The organism is Paenibacillus baekrokdamisoli, from assembly GCF_003945345.1.
Classification (GTDB): Bacteria; Bacillota; Bacilli; order Paenibacillales; family Paenibacillaceae; genus Paenibacillus_Z; species Paenibacillus_Z baekrokdamisoli.
This window is the reverse complement of sequence record NZ_AP019308.1, coordinates 3,085,455-3,102,196: the sequence shown is the minus strand read 5'-3', so window position 1 is coordinate 3,102,196 and position 16,742 is coordinate 3,085,455. Positions and strand designations below refer to the sequence as shown.

Here is a 16,742-nt window from a genome sequence, read left to right as displayed (position 1 = left end):
TTGACGAACAAGCACTAGTTTTGTCGGATGACATCCTATGCTGAAACTTTTAGGGGGTGTTATGCGTTTAGTAGGAAGGACGAGGATAGCAATAGAAGGAGGCGAAGAGGCAAATGGAAACGAAAGTTGTGAGGGCTTCATCAATGGATCAGCCGATAGCTCCACGAACGGTGTCGAAGAAGAAACCGAAACAAACCAAAAAACGTAAAGGACGATTTTTTCGTTTATTTATGTATATAATGACTTTTGCTGTATTGCTTGGCGTTACTGCGATAGGCTGGTTATTCTTAACGCCTTCTGGAAATAACTTCCGTTATTTGATGGCAGATACGCTCATTACGACCCAGCATCGGCAGTGGGCTAAATATATTATCGGTCAAGAAGCGCTCGACAGTCGAGTCAAGGAATACCAGGACCACTTCAATGCGATGGGAGATGAGCGTGATACTCATACGATTCAACGACTTGGTTTGGGGTCCAATGTAGAGTCTGAAAAGGATTTAGTTCAAATTGAACCGATCTCAGGAACGGGTTACTCCGGATATGTGATGACGGTTAAAGATCCGACGAAAATAAGGCTAGGAGTTCCTAGCAAACCTGGTCGGGGCGAGCGCGTTTCCAGTATGGTTAAGCGCACGGGAGCAATTGCTGGTGTTAATGGTGGCGGATTCTCCGACCCTAATTGGCAGGGTAATGGTTTTCAGCCTATTGGTATTGTAATGTCCCAAGGTAAAATCTACTATGATGATTTAGGTAAAAAGAAATCAACGCAAATCGTTGGACTGGATAAGGAAGGAAAGATGATAGCGGGGCGTTATTCCCTTAATGAAATTCAAGATATGGGTGTTCAGGAAGCTGTTACGTTCCAGCCTCGACTTATCGTTAATGGAAAAGGTTTAATTAAGAATGCTGCGGATGGATGGGGAATTGCACCGCGGACAGCGATGGGACAGCGAGCAGATGGAGCTATTCTTTTTGTCGTTATTGATGGTCGCCAGCCTGGACATAGCATAGGTGCGAATCTGTATGATGTGCAGCAAATTATGCTTGATCATGGTGCGGTCATAGCGGCTAATTTGGATGGTGGTTCATCAACAGTGCTAGTCAAGGACGGAGCAGTGCTGAATAAACCGTCAACCAAAAGCCCGGAGGGCCGGTATTTACCGACCGCTTTCCTTGTCTTTGAGCATCCGGAGCTTGTTGATATGCCTAATGTATGGAAAGGACTGCGACCACAGGATATTGATGCTTCCAAATGGTAAGCTAGACCGCATTCTTTTTTGATAATTTGCGCTGAGCCCATACATCAAGCTTTTTAATTTGTTTGCGCCCCAATGTCAAACCATAAATAATGAAGAGAATAATGATGAACGTGAACAGATCGAATGTATGTTCAACTATCAAATTAATGATGCCTAGAACGACCTGAGGGATAACGCCTGTTAAGACGGTCAGGATTGCTCCTGCTCTGAATAATGCTGTTGAACCAAGTCGGTAGCGTGCATACATCATAAAAAAGGTCGCTAACCATGCAAGCACCTCAAGAGTCAATAAGATAAACCATTTGTTTTGCAAAATAAAATCCATGAATATCCTCCTCTTTTAACAGAAAAAAGCCCGGGACATATCGTTAAACGATACCTCCCGGGCTTTTTTCCCTCCGTGTGTTCACGGAATAATATCCGTGGGCCTCCCTCGGACCAGACCAGTAAGTTATACTGCGGAACCCTAGAAACCTTACTTATTAAGTTACATTAGAAACTACTATACCCGATAAGAATGTTGAAAGCAATCCGATTTATAACCATCTTGCTCTTGTCCTCTCTTTTCAGTTATCATGAAGACACAATGAAGGAAAAAGGGGAGAGCAACCTGACCAATCACATGCATTTAAAAGCGCCTCAAGCGATGATTTTTGATATGGACGGAACCTTATTTGAGACAGATACGCTCTTGATTGGTGTACATGAACGTATTTTTGCAACGCTTCGGGAAGAGAAGCTATACATGGAACCCACGCCTCCAGTTGAGAAGCTGTTAGGCTGTTTAGGCATGCTGCTGCATGATATTTGGAATCAGGTCATGCCTGATAGTTCCAAAGCTGCTAGAGATCGTGCGGATGAGTTAATGCTGCAGTATGAGTTAGAGGGATTGGAAGCAGGAGAGGGTTCACTTTATCCACATGTGGAAGCAACCCTTAAGACTTTAAAAGCACAAGGAATGAAGCTGTTCGTAGCTAGTAATGGTTTAGAGCATTATGTAAAGGGAGTTGCACAGCATAAAGGAATTAAACCTTTGTTTGATGGTTTGTACAGCGCTGGAGAGTACGAAACCGCAACAAAGGTAGATTTAGTTGCCCGACTGCTGAAGGATCATGCGATTGAATCAGCCTGGATGATTGGTGATCGCTCATCTGATGTAGAGGCAGGTAAAGGGAATGGACTGGCAGTTGTTGGCTGCGCTTATGCAGTCTATGGTCGTAAAGAAGAATTGGCAGGTGCAGATGCATTAATTAGTGATTTTCGCGAGCTCCTTACGCTAAGTAATGGGGAAACAGCCAGCGATAGCTCTGAAGAATCGAACCGATAGAAAAATTCCCGGCACCAGTTATTCAGGTGTCGGGAATTTTTCTTCCAGTGGTTGTATTTTTTCTTCCAGTGGTTGTATTTTTTCTTTACGCCGCTTTTTTTGTTCATGGAGCCAAATGGCGTATTCCAGTGGTCTTACAATTGCACGTCGGTACGTTTCTTTTTCCCCTGCTTGAATGAATACCTCACGGGCAGGCTTGGGATTAACTTCGAGCAGCCAAATATGCCCTTTTTGATCGATGGCTAGATCAAGTGCCAATTCGCATAATCGACCGTAGGTTTGTTCGAGGAAGATGGCCATTTGTATACTAAGCTCTTCAGCTTGTAGCTTGGCTGCTTCTACGGTTTCATCATTTTTGATAAACCTCTTGAGCAGCGATTGCATCGTAACGGCTTCACCACCTCCATGAAGATTGGATGTAATGCTGCCGGAAGCCCCAATACGCCCTGCACAGCCGGTTACTTCCCAGAGGCCGCTTCCGTTCTTCTGGACGAGCATCCGATAATCATGAACACGTCCATTTGGCAGCTTGAGCTGTATCCCTTGCTGAACTAAATAATGGTTTTCTTTTAGATTCCAGCCTTCTAGGCGCCCATGAAGCTCGGATAGCGGAACGCGCTGCGGATGGATGATACGTCTGGACTGATCACGTCCTTGAATGAGATAGATTCCGCCTTGCTGCTTCTGGATCCGAAGAATTCCGCGACCACCAGTTCCATTAATCGGTTTTAAGTAAATAAGTGGATATTTGCGGATCATATCGGTCAAATCAGAGGGACTCTCATACATTTTTGTAAGAGGCAAATGCGGAATAAAGCGTGGGTCTTTGCGCATAGTCCGATAAATGATCCATTTATTACGCAGCATGTGGTTAAGAAAGGTTAGATGTCCATACTGTTTACGGAATTTACCTAGTTCTACGAATCTTTGACTACGCTGTATCCGACATCGATCGAAGATCATATGGGGAAAAGAACGCCATTTGCGCGTCCAGCTTTTAGTGACTGGGTCAAACATCAGCGCGTTGATTCGATTCTGCTTATAATTGACATCACGAGGTGTAAAGACGTAGATGTCGAGTCCCATTTTTTTACCTGCGATCGTCATTTTTTGGTAAATCGGCTTCTCCTCGAGCAAGCCGTTATCATTTAAATAAAGGGTCATGATACCAAGCACAGGTTGGCCCATGCGAAGTCCTCCTAGCTTTCGAATCGAAGTGTAGATTTGCCGGTCGGACCTTGATGCAAGCTGACAGCTTTCATCCCGGAGCGGAAGCATGCTTGCATACTAGCTGAATTGTCTGTGGCAACGTTACAGGTCAAGCGGCCACAATGACTTTTTAGGGCGCGTAGCAGGAGCGTGGCAAAGCCCTTGCCGCGCATTTCGGAGCGAACGACGATGAGACAAGCTTGCTCGCCTGCGTCTACGGCAACTGCGCATGCAGCAAGTTTACCGTCTTCTATTGCTACCACTACGGCAGATCCTGCTTCGGTACTGCTAAGCGAAGCGGGCGAGAGCTCTTGCAGTGCTTTAATTCCAACCGCAGTTATGCGGCTATCGCCAAACCGAATAAAGAAGGCAATTAGCTTTTCTTTTGCAATCGCCCATTCGGCTGGAGATAGCAGCTTAACCTTCATTCTAATCGTCTCCCCGTATCCCTGCCTTCTTACGCAATAAATACTGGCCATACTGAAATACGCGATCAAGTGAACGTTTGCGGATGTCCGGCTCATCGAACTTCATCGGTTTGGCATTCGCCTCGAAGAACCATATACTTCCTTCTTGATCGATACCCAGATCCATGGACATCTCCACAAGGCTGCGACCAGAACCCCGCTCGATCTGCCTAGCAATCATCAATGCCGTATCACGCGTCTTTACTAGTAGTTTATGCGCTTCATCTTGACCGAATACACAGATGAGCAGTCTCTCTGGGTCATCGATGCTTCCTCCACGAGGAACGTGAGTCGTTATGCTGAGCGTTCCTGCGACACGTGCTCCAATACCTGAGATCTCCCATTGTCCGCGCTGGTTTTTTTGTACGAGAACACGAAGATCGAACGACCGATCATTAAAGGAAGCTAGATGAATGCCTTGTTGAGCGATATAACGCTCCCCGGTGCTTTCTTTTTTGATTCGGGTCCAAAGCTTTGTGATCGAGCCGCAATTATAGGTAATGCTTTTTTTGTCTGCTTGGATTTTGAGCCGATAAGGTAAGGGCTTCTCTGGTTGAAGATGAATGGTCATAATGCCTTTGCCCGCTTTTCCACTGACCGGCTTCAAATATAAATAGTTATGTTTAATCATCATTTTACCGAGCCCGTCTTGGGTCAGCATGCGGCGGGTTGTCGGGATGAAGGGTTGTGTTGTCTTGGATTGACGCAGCCATTTGAACAAAGTCCACTTATTGAAGAAGGCGGGGTTAAACAGCATGACCCGTGGATCTCTCATACATTCTGCAATCTTTTGCTTTACTCCTGGGAGTCGTTCATCCTCTCGAAGTGGAATACGGTTGTAAATCAGATTTGGAAATGGGAACCTTTTCAGTTCCCAGCTTCCGGTCGCTGTATTAAAGGTAAAGCCGTCAAGCTGATTGCGCCTCAGCTTGAGCTGCTTTACCGTTACGACATAAACAATAAATCCATGCTCGGTACCGGTTTGAATGAGGTCAGTGAAGTTACTGCGATTACCCCGAAACAACTGGATGTCGTCCTCAATCGTGAGAATGGCGAGGACTGGACGTTTGCTTTGGATTTCTCCAACTTCAGAAGCTGCCTGGAGTACGATTCCCATTAAGTGGTTCCCCCTTGGAACCTGCTAAGATACATGCAATGCTCCAGGATATGGGATAGAGATTCGCGTCCTTGCGCCCGAAGTGCAGGATGACTAAAGATAGAGCGTCCTGGCTTTGCATTAGCCTCGAACATCCAAACATCGCCATCTTTATCAATGCCGATATCAAGACCAAGCTCGCCAAGTGTATGAGGGAAGTTACGCTCAATTGCTTCGGAGAGCTTTACGGATACTTCCTTGGCTTTCACAAGCATTTCATCTGCTCGATCACCGAACGTTCGGCCTAGCGCTTGCTCAGGTGTTAATAGCGTTCCGCCGTTCTTAATATGGGTGGTTACACTGCCGCGACCGGCTTTCTTCGCGCCGATGCCGACGGGCACCCAATCGTTATTTCCATTCTTATGCATATGAAAGCGGAAGTCGATCGGACATCCGTCAATTTCTATTAATCGCACGCCCTGTTGGCTTACATATTGGCCAAGGGCATTTCCGTGTCTGATTTGCAGCATGCGCATCAGGCTATTGAAATTCGTGAATCGAAGCAGTACGTTCGTACTGCCTCTGCGGTAACGGGCAAAATAGCCGCGTTTAGGATGATAGGTAAGCCTGTAAATACCGATACCCAGACTTCCGGCAGTCGGCTTATAGTAGATGAATTGATGATCTTCTAACATGGCCTTTATTTTATCCGGGCGAGGATTGTTTGCGGACTCCGGGAGATGCTTAAGAGCCTCAATATCTTGATCGAGCAATTTATAAACATCCGACTTATTAAAGAAGCTCCAGTTGAAAAAAGGTACCTCCTTGCGAATGAAGCGTTCCCTCAGGGACATGATGGTAGCGGTAGTTTCTGCACGTCGGCTGGGTAGACGGTTATAAACGACATCCGGCAGCGGTACGATTTTACGGTACCAGCTGTTGCTGCTGTTAAGGAAGTATCCATTAATTGTTTCTTGCTGCCAATTAATATCCCGTGGGGTGAAGGCGAAGAAGTAAGCCTTTTTCTCTCCCATGCGAAGCAGCTGTTTGATATACCCGGTACGGTTCCCAAATGGACTATCACTTGAGTTCAAACCGGATTCGGTCAGAACACCGATTAGAGGACCGATCTGGACTTCATTATCACTGCTTTGGTAAAGTGAGATGCTCCCTGCCTTGGGAACGCGTATCATCTGACGGACACCAGCGGATAGGTAAAGGTGATTGCCTTGTCTTTCAATCGGCTTTACAGTCGCTACAATTGTTTCTTTGCCAAGCTTTACTTGAATCGTTTTTTTACCTGCTAGCTCTAACGTTTTTAGAAGCGAAGCTGACAAATAAACGACTCGTTCACTTTGCGGTGAGAAATGCACATGACATGATTTCAAACTCATGGATGAACCTCCTGGACGTATCTCCTTTGGATTCGTTTTGCAGCTTTGGCGGCGTCGCGGTGCTGAAGCAAGCTTGAATCATTGTTGAACAACATTGGGCTGCGACGAGCGGCGAGTAAGGTCGCATATTGAAGAGGGCGAAGGAGGGCCAGACGGGCAGCACGTTTATCCGTATTCATCGATAATCGTCCTGGTTTGGCATTGGCCTCTAGCAGCCAAAGCTTACCGCTTGGCTCAACGCCAAAGTCTAAACCAAGCTCAGCAAGTCTGCCGAAATGCTGCTCCAAAAGGGGGGCAACTTTCTCGCTGATTCGCCGAACTTTAGCTAACAGACGGCTTGCGACGTCGAAGCCGAAACGTTCAGTGAGTGCTTCTAGGGCCGCTTCGGCATGGCCACCCCCAGAAAGATTGGATGTGACGCTTCCTTGCGAGCCTTCGCGGAGCGCTGCACCCGTGAAGAGCCATCGGCTGCGGTCATCCTTTTGAATGAGTGCCCTGATATCAAAAGCATTACCGTTCATGTCGGTAAGCTGTAAATAAGGCTGAATGATCGAGGTGGAAGTGTGAACAAAACGTGCAAGGAATCGTGCAGCTGTATTCCAATTCGTGAATTGCTCATGAATGAGCTCATTGCTGCGGCTTCTGCCGTCAATCTCCCACCCTCCGGGATAACGGCGCAAACGAATCGCACCTTTTCCATGCGTACCCGCTGAAGGCTTGAGGAATAATCCTGTCGGATGCTGCAGCTCAAGTAGAGCAAGCTGATCTTCATCTTCATACAGATACGTTGGTGGAAGCGAAGCTGCTAACTGTTCATTATCCCGAATAGCGGTGTAGACCTCCCATTTTCCTGGCAATGTGCTGCTGAAGGGAAAGAAGGAATGCACTTCTTTCAATTCATCAAGCATCTTACGGTGGCGACTATATTGAGCAGAGCTCCGATGTAGGGAGCGATCATAGACAACGTCAGGCAGCGGGAAGCTGCCCCGTGACCAAACTCCTTTTCGCAGCGAGTAACCGGTTATTTGGGCTGCATTAAAGCTGCTGGTAGTATCAAATAAGAAGACCAATATTCCTAATGTCCGTCCGAGCTGGCATAGTCCGCGGCAGAACGCGTCTTCAGGCATTGCAAGAGGAGCCTCTGCATACTCGGCGCTGCGGGTTGGTTGCTCGCTAATCATAATGCCAAGTATGAAGCGAAATTGAGACACAGCCATCGGCGCTTCCCCCTTTGCATTAAAATCCGGCTAAATGCCGGGAATATTGAATCATATTGCGAACGGAAGGCCTTATCTTTTGATCCGGAAGCGGTGTGTTATCATTCTTTGATGGTTTGGAATTTACCTCGAGCAGCCACACCCGCCCGCTGATATCTACAGCCAAATCTATGCCAAGCTCGCCGAAATGTGCTGGAATGAATGTATCGACACCTTTGGCAATTTCTATGGCTGCACGTTGAAGCCTACTGGAGGTATCGCCTGCGGAAATACTGGATAAATTCGACTTGGCTACTGCTTCACGAACGGTACTAAGCGTTCCTCCACGAGCGAGATTAGATACGAAATGGTTGCCGCCTGCCGTTCGTGCGACAATCGAAGTAATCGCCCATTTGCCCGTTTCGTTTTTTTGCACAAGAGCTCGGAAATCAACGGGTTTTCCGCCAATATCGATCAGATGCAGACCCTGCTGAATTTGATAGCGCACGGTTTTCATTTTGCCGGAAATAGAGGCGAACACCTTCAGCAAGTTTGGGAAATGCTGCCTTCGTGTTCCGCCGAGCGTCGTGTATAAAGCCTGATAGGAATCATTATCAGAACGAGATACACGGATAATTCCTTTTCCAAGACTTCCGCGAACTGGCTTCAGGAAAACGTTGCCGTACTTGGAGCACATCGACCTCAGCATTGCAAAACTTCGCAGCACATGTGACTCGGGCAAGTATTTAACAAGCGCGGGATCCTTGACTAATGCGTCGAAGACTTCTGGTTTATCTAGAAATTTTTCATTGTAAACGGCAGTGTTATAGCGGGATTTTACTTCTTTGATGAAATGTTGTACGCTGGGTTTATTCTCGAGCTTACGTGAAGTAAGCCGATTGTTCACAACGTCCGGAGCGGGTACAGCCGTCTTGCGCCAGCCCCCGGAGTATACCCAGCCTTCAACCGTATTGCTGCTGCTAGTGATGTGATCAGGAGTGAAAAAGTAAACATGAGCGCCTTGTGCTGCGCAAGCGTCGACGAGCTCCTTGCAGAACATGGTGATCGAACCAAACGGTCGCTCCTTCATGTTCGGATCATCTCGGCTAATGAGTACACCAATCAAAGGACCTAGTGCAAGTGTGGAGGTATCGCTTCGGTATTGGATGCGAAGAGAGGTGTTGGCGAATATTCCCATTCTTCTCGCTAAGCTTTGCCCGATCCGCATACCGTCGAACCTTTCAACAGGCACCACCTTGATGGACTGGCGAAGCGCGCCGAATTTGAGATTAATCGGCTGTCCTTGCGGAATTTTCCATTGCTTCAAATAAGCCTCGCCGAGCATGATCGCATCATCCGGCAGCATGCCTGAGCTAATCACCTGAACGGCGACTTTCGATTTCAGCATCGACGAATCTCCTTCCAAGCTGGAGGATGACGACGTGTCGCTTGTTGCTTCTTGATTATTAACACGAATTACCTCATCATATGAGGACATCTATTCCTTGGTGATTAGCGGACACGGCTGATTTGCTGTAAGAACAAGCCAAAATGAAAACAAATACTGGTTAATCCACGTTTAGAGCAGCTGAATTTGGGCGTACGACTACCCAAAAGTCTATGAAATCAGTTCTTGCCAAGTACTGCTTGATTTTCGGACGATTTGGCTAGAACTAGACGAACTCTAATAAAAGGGAGATAGAGATATGAATGTATATGATAAAGCTTATGAATTAACGAAGGCGCTTCAGGAAACAGAGGAAGCGCAGGAGCTGAAGGCTGCGCTCACAGCGGCGCGTAATGATCCTGAGGCGAAACGGATGATGGAGGATTTTCGCGATAAACAGACCGTGCTCCAGCAGAAAATGATGGAAGGCGAGCAGCCTTCTCAGGAAGAGATGGAGATGATGAATAAGCTTTATGAGGTTGTTACTTTGAATCCGCTGCTTAATCGTACCTTTGATGCGGAGAGACGGTTTAGCATCATTTTTGACGATGTAACGAAGATTGTAACGGAATCGCTTAAAACAATCATGGAATAATGGATTCCTAGCCTATACGAAAGAACGGTCTTATTCGCTTCATGCGGAGGAAGGCCGTTTATTTATTTGCTGACTTAATGGCTTGGCACGGCTTTTTTGTTAGAATAGGTAGAATGAGATAGTGACGATTGAGCGGATTAGGGGTGACTATGGTGACATTGGATGGAAAAGAGCTTGAAGCCTTAACGAAACATGAGCGCCTCATGAACTATATTCAGCAATTGAAGATTGGCACGAAGCTGTCAGTACGATCAATGGCCGAAGAGCTTGGTGTAAGCGAGGGAACAGCTTACAAGGCGATCAAGGAATCCGAGACACAAGGGCTTGTCAATACGAAGGAGCGTATCGGAACGGTCCGGATTGAGCGGAAGAAGAGAGTATCGCTGGATCGTCTCACCTTTGGTGAAGTGGCTGATATCGTGGAAGGGAACGTCATTGGCGGTGCTGCCGGATTAGATAAAACGCTGCATAAATTCGTCATTGGTGCCATGGAGCTCGAGGCCATGGTTCGCTATATTGATGCCGGAAGTCTGCTCATTGTAGGGAATAGACAAGGAGCGCACAGATGTGCGTTAGAGCAGGGTGCGGGTGTTCTGATAACGGGGGGCTTTGGTACGAATGAGGATGTCAGACGGCTCGCTGATGAACGAGCACTGCCAATCATTTCATCCAAGCATGATACCTTTACGGTAGCGTCGATGATTAATAGAGCGATGTTCGACCGATTAATTAGGCAAAAGATAATGCTGGTAGAGGATATCGTTACATACAGTCGGCCCGTTGAGACGATGCGCCTAGGCGAAACGCTTGCTGATTTTCAAAATCTCTCGAAGCGTGTTGGCGGATCTGTCTTCCCCGTGCTGGACGATCGTGGACGAGTTGTTGGAATGATGACGACGAAGGATGCGGCAGGCTCTGCAGATACGCAGCTCATAGACAAGCTGATGACGCGAAATCCGATTACGGCAGCGCTGAATATTCCCATCGCTTCAGCAGCGCATACGATGGCTGCTGAAGGTATAGATTTCCTGCCAATCGTCGATAAGAACCGAAAGCTGCTGGCAGCCATTAGCCGCAGTGAGGTTCTTGAAGCACTTCGATATGCAGGTAAACAGCAGGAAAGCGGAGAGACCTTCGATGATTTAATAAGCGCAGGGTTCGAGAAGAAAACAGCGGATCAAGGCAGTGAATGGATGTACAAGGGCCGAATTACGCCACAGATGTCGGGTACGTTCGGTATTGTCTCGGAGGGTATTTTGGTAACCCTTATGACGCAGGCGGCACGTGGTTTAATACGGGAGTTTGGCAAGCGCGATCATGTCATTGAAAGCATGACGACGTATTTTGTCCATCCGGTACAGCTTGAGAGCGCGGTCTCGATACTCCCGAAGCTGCTTGAAATGAGCCGCAAAAGCGCCAAGCTCGAAATCGAGCTGGAGGATCCAAACGGCCTGGCTGCAAAAGCAATGCTTACAGTGCAGCTCATCGATCCATTCTGATAACCGGATGAACCTTTGGAGATCGTGGCTTAAGAAGCTGCTGCGCTTTTACTGCTGCTTCATTGCGGTATAAGCACTATGGTTGCGGAAGCCTGCGAATAGGTTGAACAATCCGAGGACAAATAACAGCGTACCAATAATAACTTTTACTGTAGAACCGCTGAAGGCGAGCATCATAAAGAGAGAAATCAGCATGAGCATGGCCCCCATACATATATTCATCCGGGCACCATAAATACCTCGAGCTCGAACGTCAGTCGAGCGGCGCGATTTGAAGCTGAAGACTACTGAAAGCAAGGATACGACACAGATAAGTGTGACCAAAGTCCAATGTAATACTAACATGGTTCTCGTTGCAGCTCCTTTGTCATGGAAAGTTTCAGCCCCTATTGTACCATGTTGCAAGTGATAGGCGAAAGGACTGATTAACCAAGCGGGCGTGTATAAATCGATGCTTTAAACCACACCTGAAGGATATTATCTACAATAAGCATTGTTTTGATTTCTACGGTGTAATCCTTTCCGTTCACATCGGTATAAACCTTGCCGTCGAGGAGGAGTCTTGCCATCTCTGCATTGTAGTCGATCTTGTATATGCTTGTACCGATGAAGACGCTGAGTTCTTTTTTAATCCGGCGCTTCAGCTCCGACTTTGTCAGTTCGCCCATTGCATCATGTTCCTCTTTTTTTTCTCTATTATCCAGCAGGGTCGCTGAGATGCTTTTAATAACCGTATGCTGATCCTTGAATTGATTCAGCTTCTGAATGCGTTCTTCGTAGTCAACCAGCCTGTCCTCAAGCCCTCTATTCGTATTGATAAGCGCGTTGAAATTCATCACATAGACAGAATGATAGGCCATGGCTCCAATAATCGCACCGACTACGATGAAAGCGACGGCCTGCGTAAATTTGGCAAAACGTTCGAAAGGAGGAACACGCATGATTCAAACCGCTCCTTTACACAGCCATCTGATAAGCTCCGTGCCCATATGGGCGCCAAGAAAGGCGCAGATCATGAATCCAATTTGCTGGGCGACTGGTGAGAAGTGACCTTCGATCATGTTGCTTTCGATCACTCTCATAGGGTCAATTGTTCCGCCAACTGCTGCGACAAGCGCCCAAATTTTCAGCCTTGAAGCCGTATCAATCATCATAGCGGCCGGAGGCGCAAACACGAATACAGAGCCTATACCGGCAAGCATCGAACCGCCAAATACAACGCCGAATGCAATACAGAAGTCTAAAATTGCTTTTGAGAAAAAAGTATCCATCTTCATGATCACCTGCCCTCAGATTGGGGAGAGAAGCTTGTCTTCTCCTCTACTCCATTCTATGGGCTTCCGGGGTAGCAATATGATAAACTAGTAGAAAATGATGCAACGACTGAAAGAAGGAATAGATTGCGATGAGCGGCAAACAAGAGTTTGTACATTTACACGTTCATAGCGAATTCAGCCTGCTTGATGGTGCGATACGGATCCGAGATCTGGTCGCCCGGGCTGCTGAGCTTGGAATGAAGGCGCTCGCACTGACGGATCACGGAGTCATGTACGGCGCCGTTCCTTTCTATAAAGCTTGCCGTGAACGGGGTATTCAGCCGATCATTGGCTGTGAAGTTTATTTGACGACAGGTTCCCGGTTTGACAAAGGCGCACGTAAAGATAACCCGACCTACCACCTTATCTTGCTAGCTAAGAATGAAATCGGTTACCGCAATCTGATGAAGCTAAGCTCAATTGGGCATCTAGAGGGCTTTCATTATAAGCCCCGTATCGACTTAGAGGTGCTGGCCCAGTATGCGGAAGGGATCATCTGTCTGAGCTCTTGTCTTGGAAGCGAGATTGCGCAGCATCTGCTGCACGACAGATACGAAGAGGCACGCACCTCTGCTCTTCGTTATCAGGGGATGTTTGGCGATGACTTTTACCTGGAGCTTCAGGACCACGGTTTGCTTGAGCAGAAGAAAGTGCTGCAAGGCACGATTGCACTCTCGCGTGAGACGGGTATTCCGCTTGTAGCGACGAATGATGTCCACTATTTGCAGCCGACCGATTCCGCCGTTCAAGACGTGTTAATCAGTATTGGTACGGGAACAACGATAGAAGATGACGGCCGAATGAAGATGATGAGCGATCAGATGTATCTCAAGAGTGGGGAGGAGATGGAGCTTCTCTTCCGACAAGCCCCGGAAGCTGTGTCCAGAACCACCGAGATTGCGGCAAAATGCAGCTTGGAGCTCGTATTTGGCCGTGCCCTGCTCCCTTCCTTTGGGCCAATCCCAACTGGGAAGACCTCTGCCTCTTATCTGGTAACCTTGTGTGAGGAAGGACTAGAAGCACGCTATGCTGGAAGTCCAGAATGGGAAGTAGACCCTTCCTTGCAAGCACAGGCAGCAGAGCGACTTGCCTATGAATTATCCGTTATTGAGAAGATGGGATTCAGTGATTATTTTCTTATTGTCTGGGATTTTATCCGTTTTGCTCATGAGCAGGGCATTCGAACAGGACCTGGGCGGGGCTCTTCAGCTGGCAGCTTGGTCGCTTATACCTTGAATATCACCGATGTGGATCCGATCAAATATAAATTATTGTTCGAACGATTCCTCAATCCGGAACGGATATCGATGCCGGATATCGATATCGATTTCAATGACGAACGACGTGACGAGGTGATTCGCTACGTCTCGGCCAAGTATGGCGAGGAGCATGTCGCGCAGATTATTACGTTCGGCACGATGGCGGCTAAGGCTGCGGTTCGCGATGTCGGACGCGCAATGGCTGTTCCATTCGGCGAAGTTGATCGAGCCGCCAAGCTGATTCCGAATCAGCTTGGCATCACACTTGAGGAAGCGCTCCGAATGAGTGCGGAGCTTCGCGAAGCAACGGAACGACAGCCGAAGACAAACGAGCTGCTGAGGATGGCCATGAAGGTGGAGGGGATGGCTCGCCACGCTTCTACTCATGCGGCTGGAGTTGTTATCTCGGGCGAGCCGCTAACCCAGTATGTGCCGCTGCAGGCTGGTGGCGAACATACCGTGCTGACCCAATATTCAATGGAGCATTTGGAAGCGGTTGGACTGCTGAAGATGGATTTTCTCGGACTGCGAACGCTGTCGATTTTGGAGCGGGCATTGAATTGGGTGAAGCGTCAGCATGGGATTACAGTTGATTTTCGTTTTATTCCAGATGATGATAAAGCGACTTACGAGATGCTGACACGCGGTGAGACGACGGGGATCTTTCAGTTGGAGTCCGCGGGAGTTCGCCGTGTGCTGCGAGATCTGAAGCCCACTGGATTTGAGGATATTGTCTCAGTGCTTGCGCTCTACCGTCCAGGACCGATGGAGTTTATTCCGAAGTATATTCAAGGCAAGCATGGCGTGGTGGAAGTGGAATATCCTCATCCATCGCTAGAGCCTATTCTTGCAGATACTTATGGGATTATCGTCTATCAGGAGCAAATCATGCAGATCGCTTCAGCAATGGCTGGCTTTTCCCTTGGAGAAGCGGATCTGCTGCGAAGAGCAGTGTCCAAGAAGAAACGTGAAGTGCTTGATGAACAGCGTGCGCATTTCGTGCAAGGTAGTTTAGAGCAGGGTTACACAGCAGAGGAAGCCAATCTTGTTTATGATATGATCGTTCGCTTCGCTGATTATGGATTCCCACGTGCTCATGCGGCAGCTTATGGGGTTCTAGCTTTTCAGACAGCTTGGCTGAAGGCGAACCATCCCGTTCCGTTCATGGCTTCGATGCTCGCATCCGTGACCGGCAACCAGCGTAAGACAGCGGAATATGTGGATGAATGCAGACGGATGGGGATTCAAGTGCTTTCTCCGGATGTGAATGAAAGTGAAGTAACCTTCACGCCGGTTGGCGAGGCGGTACGGTTCGGTCTTGCCACGATTAAGAATGTCGGAACGCAGGCTATTGAATCCTTACTGAAGGAAAGAGCGGAGCGGCCATTCGACAGCCTTCTTGATTTATGTCGACGTGTCGATTTACGCGTCGTTAATAAACGGGTGTTAGAGTCGCTGGTGCAAGCGGGAGCCTGTGATAGCCTTGCTGCTCACCGAGCACAGCTTGTAGCTGTACTTGATGAGACGGTTGACGCTGCGCTGAAGTGGCGCAAGGAGCGGGAAGAGCTGCAGATCGAGCTGTTCGGCTTCGATGAAGTTCGGAATTGGGATGTTGAGATGCCTAACGTTCAGCCTTTTACTACGGGGCAATTGCTCGCTCTAGAACGAGAATTGATCGGTTTGTATCTATCCGGTCATCCACTCGATGATTACGAAACGATGCTCGGAACGCTGCCGCTGGATCGGCTTGTGGATCTTGCCGATGCCCCCGAGGGGGGGATTGCCCTGATCGCAGGAATGGTCGTATCGCTGAAGCCATTTACGACGAAGAAAGGACAGGCGATGGGATTCCTCGAGATCGAGGATCGCATTATGCGGGTAGAGGCCGTCGTATTCCCTACGGTATGGAAGCGGCACGCGGCACTGCTGAACCCTGGCAGCTTGGTTATTATGCTGGCTGCGGTGCAGCATCAGGACGACGACTTCAAGCTAATCGTTGAAGACGTCGTTCCGCTTGACCGCCCGGACCTGGACCTTGCGGAGCAGGTCCGGCGGCTTGAGCAGCAGGCGCGCATGCGTACGTCGCGCGCCGCCGCTGGCTTGGCGCCTGCGGCGCAGGCTGCCGCACAGCGCCGCGGCAGCGGCAACGGCAACGGCAGCGGCAACGGCAGCGGCAGCGGCAGCGTGTCCGCATCGCGGCCTGCCGTGCCGGCCGCCGCGCCGGCGGCAGCGCCGCAAGCGCCAGGCGCAGCCGCCGCGGCGCTGCCGCCGAAGGCGCATGCAGCGCCAGCGCCGCGGCAAAGCCGCGCGGCTGCTGCGCCGCCAGCCACTGCCGCCGCAGGCAAGCGGCAGCAGCGGCTGTATATCAAAATCGCCGCTGGCCGCGACCAGCCTGCGGCGCTTGACCAGCTCAAAGCGCTGCTCGCCAGCAATAACGGCGCGCTGGAAACCGTTCTGTTCTACGAGAGCGAACAGAAGACAGTAGCGCTAAGCGCGACTTACCGAACCAAACCTTCGCCGCAGTTACTTAGCCAAATCGAGGCGATTTTTGGAAAGGGCGCTGCAGTTGTTAAATAGAATTGTGATGTCAATGAGAATCATCGACGGTAATGATCTAAAAAAAATTTGACAGGCACATGTTATTCCCTGTCCGCATACATTTAGGAAACACGGAG

General features: G+C 48.7%; 15 protein-coding genes and 1 riboswitch. Of the genes, 5 read left to right on the top strand and 10 right to left on the bottom strand.

Annotated elements, in window-relative coordinates:
* The first annotated feature begins 113 nt into the window (after positions 1-113).
* Positions 114-1,262, top strand: coding sequence for a phosphodiester glycosidase family protein (locus tag EKN16_RS14030; RefSeq protein WP_232016418.1), 1,149 nt, complete (start codon positions 114-116; stop codon positions 1,260-1,262).
* Between the two features lies 1 nt (position 1,263).
* Here the strand turns inward: EKN16_RS14030 and EKN16_RS14025 are convergent, their stop codons facing one another.
* Positions 1,264-1,587, bottom strand: coding sequence for a hypothetical protein (locus EKN16_RS14025; RefSeq protein ID WP_125658102.1), 324 nt, complete (start codon positions 1,585-1,587; stop codon positions 1,264-1,266).
* 52 nt (positions 1,588-1,639) lie between these two features.
* Positions 1,640-1,743, bottom strand: a riboswitch (guanidine-I (ykkC/yxkD leader).
* Between the two features lie 141 nt (positions 1,744-1,884).
* On the opposite strand from EKN16_RS14025, the gene EKN16_RS14020 reads away from it, so the two are divergent.
* Complete coding sequence (locus EKN16_RS14020) at positions 1,885-2,589, top strand: HAD family hydrolase (RefSeq protein WP_232016417.1); 705 nt, start codon at positions 1,885-1,887, stop codon at positions 2,587-2,589.
* 18 nt (positions 2,590-2,607) lie between these two features.
* On the opposite strand, the gene EKN16_RS14015 is transcribed toward EKN16_RS14020, so the two are convergent.
* Genes EKN16_RS14015 through EKN16_RS13990 form a run of 6 tightly spaced genes read right to left on the bottom strand, consistent with a single transcriptional unit; the run spans position 2,608 to position 9,359 of the window.
* Entirely contained in the window at positions 2,608-3,777 is a 1,170-nt protein-coding gene (locus EKN16_RS14015; RefSeq protein ID WP_125658099.1) for a YheC/YheD family endospore coat-associated protein, read from the bottom strand.
* Positions 3,778-3,788: 11 nt separating this feature from the next.
* The gene (locus EKN16_RS14010; protein ID WP_164522792.1) at positions 3,789-4,226 is read right to left on the bottom strand and encodes a GNAT family N-acetyltransferase; all 438 of its coding nucleotides are present in this window, start codon (positions 4,224-4,226) and stop codon (positions 3,789-3,791) included.
* Position 4,227: 1 nt separating this feature from the next.
* Positions 4,228-5,382 (bottom strand): YheC/YheD family endospore coat-associated protein, encoded by a 1,155-nt coding sequence (locus EKN16_RS14005; RefSeq protein ID WP_125658093.1) that lies wholly within the window; start codon positions 5,380-5,382, stop codon positions 4,228-4,230.
* Entirely contained in the window at positions 5,382-6,755 is a 1,374-nt protein-coding gene (locus tag EKN16_RS14000; protein WP_125658090.1) for a YheC/YheD family endospore coat-associated protein, read from the bottom strand. The genes EKN16_RS14005 and EKN16_RS14000 overlap by 1 nt, the downstream gene beginning before the upstream one ends.
* Positions 6,752-7,972 (bottom strand): YheC/YheD family endospore coat-associated protein, encoded by a 1,221-nt coding sequence (locus tag EKN16_RS13995; protein WP_125658087.1) that lies wholly within the window; start codon positions 7,970-7,972, stop codon positions 6,752-6,754. Before EKN16_RS13995 ends, EKN16_RS14000 begins: the two co-directional genes overlap by 4 nt.
* 19 nt (positions 7,973-7,991) lie before the next feature.
* Positions 7,992-9,359, bottom strand: a complete 1,368-nt coding sequence (locus tag EKN16_RS13990) for a YheC/YheD family endospore coat-associated protein (RefSeq protein ID WP_125658085.1) — start codon at positions 9,357-9,359, stop codon at positions 7,992-7,994.
* Between the two features lie 298 nt (positions 9,360-9,657).
* Between EKN16_RS13990 and EKN16_RS13985 the strand changes: the two genes are divergently transcribed.
* Positions 9,658-9,993 (top strand): YlbF family regulator, encoded by a 336-nt coding sequence (locus tag EKN16_RS13985; protein ID WP_125658082.1) that lies wholly within the window; start codon positions 9,658-9,660, stop codon positions 9,991-9,993.
* A 149-nt stretch (positions 9,994-10,142) separates the two neighbouring features.
* Entirely contained in the window at positions 10,143-11,492 is a 1,350-nt protein-coding gene (locus tag EKN16_RS13980; protein ID WP_179955609.1) for a DRTGG domain-containing protein, read from the top strand.
* Between the two features lie 48 nt (positions 11,493-11,540).
* Here the strand turns inward: EKN16_RS13980 and EKN16_RS13975 are convergent, their stop codons facing one another.
* The 3 genes from EKN16_RS13975 to EKN16_RS13965 all read right to left on the bottom strand — a co-directional run bounded on the left by EKN16_RS13975 (position 11,541) and on the right by EKN16_RS13965 (position 12,763).
* On the bottom strand, positions 11,541-11,837 hold the full coding sequence (locus tag EKN16_RS13975) for a YtpI family protein (RefSeq protein ID WP_125658079.1): 297 nt from the start codon (positions 11,835-11,837) through the stop codon (positions 11,541-11,543).
* 80 nt (positions 11,838-11,917) lie between these two features.
* Entirely contained in the window at positions 11,918-12,433 is a 516-nt protein-coding gene (locus tag EKN16_RS13970) for a sporulation membrane protein YtrI (RefSeq protein WP_125658076.1), read from the bottom strand.
* 3 nt (positions 12,434-12,436) lie between these two features.
* On the bottom strand, positions 12,437-12,763 hold the full coding sequence (locus tag EKN16_RS13965; RefSeq protein WP_125658073.1) for a YtrH family sporulation protein: 327 nt from the start codon (positions 12,761-12,763) through the stop codon (positions 12,437-12,439).
* Positions 12,764-12,897: 134 nt separating this feature from the next.
* Here EKN16_RS13965 and EKN16_RS13960 point away from each other — a divergent pair, with 134 nt between their 5' ends.
* Positions 12,898-16,644, top strand: coding sequence for a DNA polymerase III subunit alpha (locus tag EKN16_RS13960; RefSeq protein WP_125658070.1), 3,747 nt, complete (start codon positions 12,898-12,900; stop codon positions 16,642-16,644).
* Positions 16,645-16,742: the final 98 nt, after the last annotated feature.